Origin of the sequence: Pseudobutyrivibrio sp., assembly GCF_015057185.1 — a bacterium.
GTDB lineage: Bacteria > Bacillota > Clostridia > Lachnospirales > Lachnospiraceae > Pseudobutyrivibrio.
Genome location: NZ_SVEV01000061.1, coordinates 1 through 3,459, shown reverse-complemented (window position 1 = coordinate 3,459; position 3,459 = coordinate 1). Strand labels below are relative to the sequence as shown.

Below are 3,459 nucleotides of genomic sequence, written 5' to 3'. Positions count from 1 at the left end.
AAGGCGAGGAGGAAGTAGAGCGAATGGATGCTTTACTTTCGCTTGCAGTTACTGGCGGAGATTATAATTGGATGTAATACGATAATGGTGCTATTAATGGATGATTTCCTCGGGCTCTGCGAGCATGTCGGATAGTGCAAACTGTATCAAATCCTTTGGATTAGAAGAGGGATTAATCCATTCATTTATCCTGTCTTTTGGAAGAATAAGTGGCATTCTATCATGTATTTTTGAAAGTTCGTCAGTTGGTTCTTTAGTTAGGATAACAAAGACAGGATAGCCATTTTCTATACGATAAAGTCCACATAACCAAGTGACAGTGGCACCGGTAGGTTGGATGGTATATTTTTGGCCAGTTTTTACTTTGCCATCAGGGCTTTTAAAATGCTCCCACTCAAAATAGTAGGCAGCCGGAATAATGCAGCGATGAGAGTTCCAAGCATCTTTGAATGTTGGCTTTTCGCCTGCAGATTCCAGCCGTGCATTGAATAAGGTCCTTTTGTTGTCTTTGGCTGTAAAGCCCCATTGCATTGGGAAAATACATTTCTCACCTCGAGAATTAGGGGCAATTACAGGGACAATATCTGTAGGGCGGACTTCACCATCGGTAATGAGCGGTCTCGCGTGGGTGTCAATAAACTTAGTGGTGAGTGACGAACCCTTTGCAATTTCTATTATTTCTTTTAGTTCAGGTTGAGTTATATCGAGTGCATATCTAGTACACATAGTTATTCTCCTAAGGATATTCTTCGGCAGGTACACCAATGGCTTTGAGAGCGGGGGATATACATCCATCAGGAAACACCTACCAGTTCTTCAAGCTTCATATTTCTGTCATCTATGTAGATATCACAGGTGATTTTCCTGCTGTTATTGCCATAGAGTTCAATTATTTCTGGTAAATTATCATTTATTGCATCAAAAGAAAGCCCTTGGTGCTCACACCATATGAGCGCATCCTCTAAAGGCTTGCCAGCGCGGCAGGTCCATAAAATGATTTTACTGCCGGAGGCTTTTTGCTGTTGTAAATAACTAATAAGTGGAAGATTAGGTTCCCCTAGTTCTGGCCAGTTGCTAAAGCAAAGTGTATTATCAAAATCAACTGCAATAATAGTATTTGTAAGTTCCATAGGATATACCTCCTTTATTACAAGAACATACTTTCCGAAAATATGTTTGTCTTTTGTAAATAGATAATACACCCGAACATCTATTCTTGTAAATCGAACAAATTATAAAATTTATAGGTTTTTGTTTTTCATCAGAAAAACAAGAACCGGACATAGACCAATATTTTCTGAAAGAAAATATTGCTTGGCGAAGCCAAGTTCTTGTGGGCTTTTTCCTTAAGTAGCCCACAAGAAGTCATAAGTTTTTTAAGAAAGATGTCTATTAAATATAGAATGGGTTAGACAAAACTAACACGAAGTAGTATCATCGAATTGCACAATAATTAAGACATATATATTAGGAGACTCTTATTATGAAATGTGAAGAAATAGGAAACATGGCGGGGAAAACGTTGATGTTGCTTCCAGGGACTTGCTGTGACTGGCAGACAAATTTTGGTGCGGTGCTACCTGAGCTTTCGGAGAAATATCACCTTATATGTGTGAATTACGATGGATTTGATGGTACTGACACTATTTTTCCTGACATGATTACAGTAACTGAAAAAATAGAAAATTATATAATTGAAAATCACTATGGCAGGCTCGATGGAGCTATTGGCTCTTCACTTGGTTCTAGCTTTGTTGGTCAGCTTGTAATGAGAAAAAGAGTACATATCGATCATGCAATTTTTGGAAGCCCTGATTTAGATCAAAGTGGCAAGGTGGCAGCTAAGCTGCAGTCGATGTTAGTAGTTCCAATCCTTACTAGTTTTACGAAGGGCGAGAAGAAAAGAAATAAAACCAAACAGAAGCTAAAGGATTTCTTTTTGATGAGCGATGAAACTGCGGAAAAATTCATGAACTGTTTTTCAAAGTTTAATCCAGAGTCTATAAAAAATGAGTACTACACTGATTTGTTGACTCATCTTGAAGATGACATAAATGTGGAACATACAAAAGCTCATTTTATCTATGCCAATAAGATGGGAGAGAAATATTTAAAACGCTATAAGAAATACTTCCATAATCCAGATATTAGAGAGTTTGATATGCAGCATGAGCAGTGGCTTTTTGGTGAAAAGAAATATGCTAAGCCAGTGCTTGAGGTAATCGATGAATTTATGAATATGGCAGTTTAAGGGCTGTGGTAGCTCGAAGAATGCCTAGATAAAGGAGAGAATATGTTTAAAAATTACGTAAGCGAAGAACAAAAGCTGCCACTTTTTGGAGTGGGCCCATATATGATTTTTGCTATAGCCGTGGTGTCTTTGCTTGGACAGATCCTATTTGGCTGTGTGTGGAAAATTGGAACGCTGTCTAGACCATGGTCGATAGTATTTATAATCATTGGTAGTATACTTATTGCTGCAGGTGTAGCTATTTGGTTCATAGGTGCGATTCGTTCTGATATGGACAACAGCATAGCTAAAAATAGGCTGAAAACTGATGGAATATACTCATGGGTTAGAAATCCAATGTATAGCGGTTGGTGGCTTGCAATATCAGGTATATCGTTCTTGTGCCATAATCTATGTATGCTAATTTTGCCTGTGATAAATTGGGGCATATTGACATGTTGGCTGATATGTACAGAGGAGAAATGGTTGCTTGAGTTGTATGGTGACGAGTATGCGTCGTATAAGAAAAGGGTTAACAGGCTCATCCCATGGAAATCGAAAAACAAATAATCCCTTTACATCGCAATATTTTTAATGCATGAGTAAAAAATGTAAGATTATCTATAATTTTTATATTTGGTGACATACAAGACAGACTAGAAAATTTGCATGTAGAGTTATCCTAAAAGTCGTGCTACTATATCAAAGCTAATTTTTAGAAATAGAGGTAACATTTAATTGATAATAGAGTTCGACGTTGATGTGCAAAAAAATGAAGAAGTGAAGGATGAGGAATACTTCTTCGAGGCAGAAGCTTCTAGTCTGGATGAATTAATATCATTTAGCAGGACTATTAATATTAGTAACCCAGATGAGGCAGGCATTTGTGTTTATAAAGATGACGCTTCAGGAAAATATATTGTTCCATTTGTAGCGGATGGACCTGCATCACCATTAAATTATGGAGAATTCCTCAATATAAAATCAGTTGATGAGAAATACTGGAACTTTGAAGAGGGGCGAACCTACATAACAAATTTAGGAATGCTTGCCATGATTTCAGTGATAGCTTAACCGACTGTTTTCTTAGACCAAGCGGCAGCACCGCAGCGTGCGCAGCCGTAATATCTATAATTTCTTGTAAATTTACTATCTCGCTTGCGGTAGATTGTGGCACCACAATTACCGCAGGTGAAGACATACTTTATAGCCATTTCCCCACCTTCGTA

General features: G+C 37.8%; 5 protein-coding genes. 3 read left to right on the top strand and 2 right to left on the bottom strand.

The window, feature by feature from the left end; genetic code table 11:
* Positions 1-93: 93 nt before the first annotated feature.
* Together E7276_RS15060 and E7276_RS15055 are read right to left on the bottom strand one after the other, a co-directional pair.
* Positions 94-726, bottom strand: a complete 633-nt coding sequence (locus E7276_RS15060) for an SOS response-associated peptidase (protein ID WP_294219409.1) — start codon at positions 724-726, stop codon at positions 94-96.
* Between the two features lie 68 nt (positions 727-794).
* Positions 795-1,130, bottom strand: a complete 336-nt coding sequence (locus E7276_RS15055; protein WP_294219405.1) for a hypothetical protein — start codon at positions 1,128-1,130, stop codon at positions 795-797.
* A 353-nt stretch (positions 1,131-1,483) separates the two neighbouring features.
* Between E7276_RS15055 and E7276_RS15050 the strand changes: the two genes are divergently transcribed.
* The 3 genes from E7276_RS15050 (at position 1,484) to E7276_RS15040 (ending at position 3,304) form a co-directional block, all read left to right on the top strand.
* On the top strand, positions 1,484-2,251 hold the full coding sequence (locus tag E7276_RS15050; protein ID WP_294219403.1) for a 2-hydroxy-6-oxo-6-phenylhexa-2,4-dienoate hydrolase: 768 nt from the start codon (positions 1,484-1,486) through the stop codon (positions 2,249-2,251).
* A gap of 42 nt (positions 2,252-2,293) precedes the next feature.
* The gene (locus E7276_RS15045) at positions 2,294-2,800 is read left to right on the top strand and encodes a methyltransferase family protein (protein ID WP_294219400.1); all 507 of its coding nucleotides are present in this window, start codon (positions 2,294-2,296) and stop codon (positions 2,798-2,800) included.
* 168 nt (positions 2,801-2,968) lie between these two features.
* The gene (locus E7276_RS15040) at positions 2,969-3,304 is read left to right on the top strand and encodes a hypothetical protein (protein ID WP_294219398.1); all 336 of its coding nucleotides are present in this window, start codon (positions 2,969-2,971) and stop codon (positions 3,302-3,304) included.
* Positions 3,305-3,459 lie beyond the last annotated feature (155 nt).

What these genes read in the sequence shown, in the direction of transcription:
- E7276_RS15055 (WP_294219405.1), bottom strand. Translation starts at nt 1,130, where the DNA reads ATGGAACTTACAAATACTATTATTGCAGTTGATTTTGATAATACACTT.
- E7276_RS15050 (WP_294219403.1), top strand. Translation starts at nt 1,484, where the DNA reads ATGAAATGTGAAGAAATAGGAAACATGGCGGGGAAAACGTTGATGTTG.
- E7276_RS15060 (WP_294219409.1), bottom strand. Translation starts at nt 726, where the DNA reads ATGTGTACTAGATATGCACTCGATATAACTCAACCTGAACTAAAAGAA.
- E7276_RS15045 (WP_294219400.1), top strand. Translation starts at nt 2,294, where the DNA reads ATGTTTAAAAATTACGTAAGCGAAGAACAAAAGCTGCCACTTTTTGGA.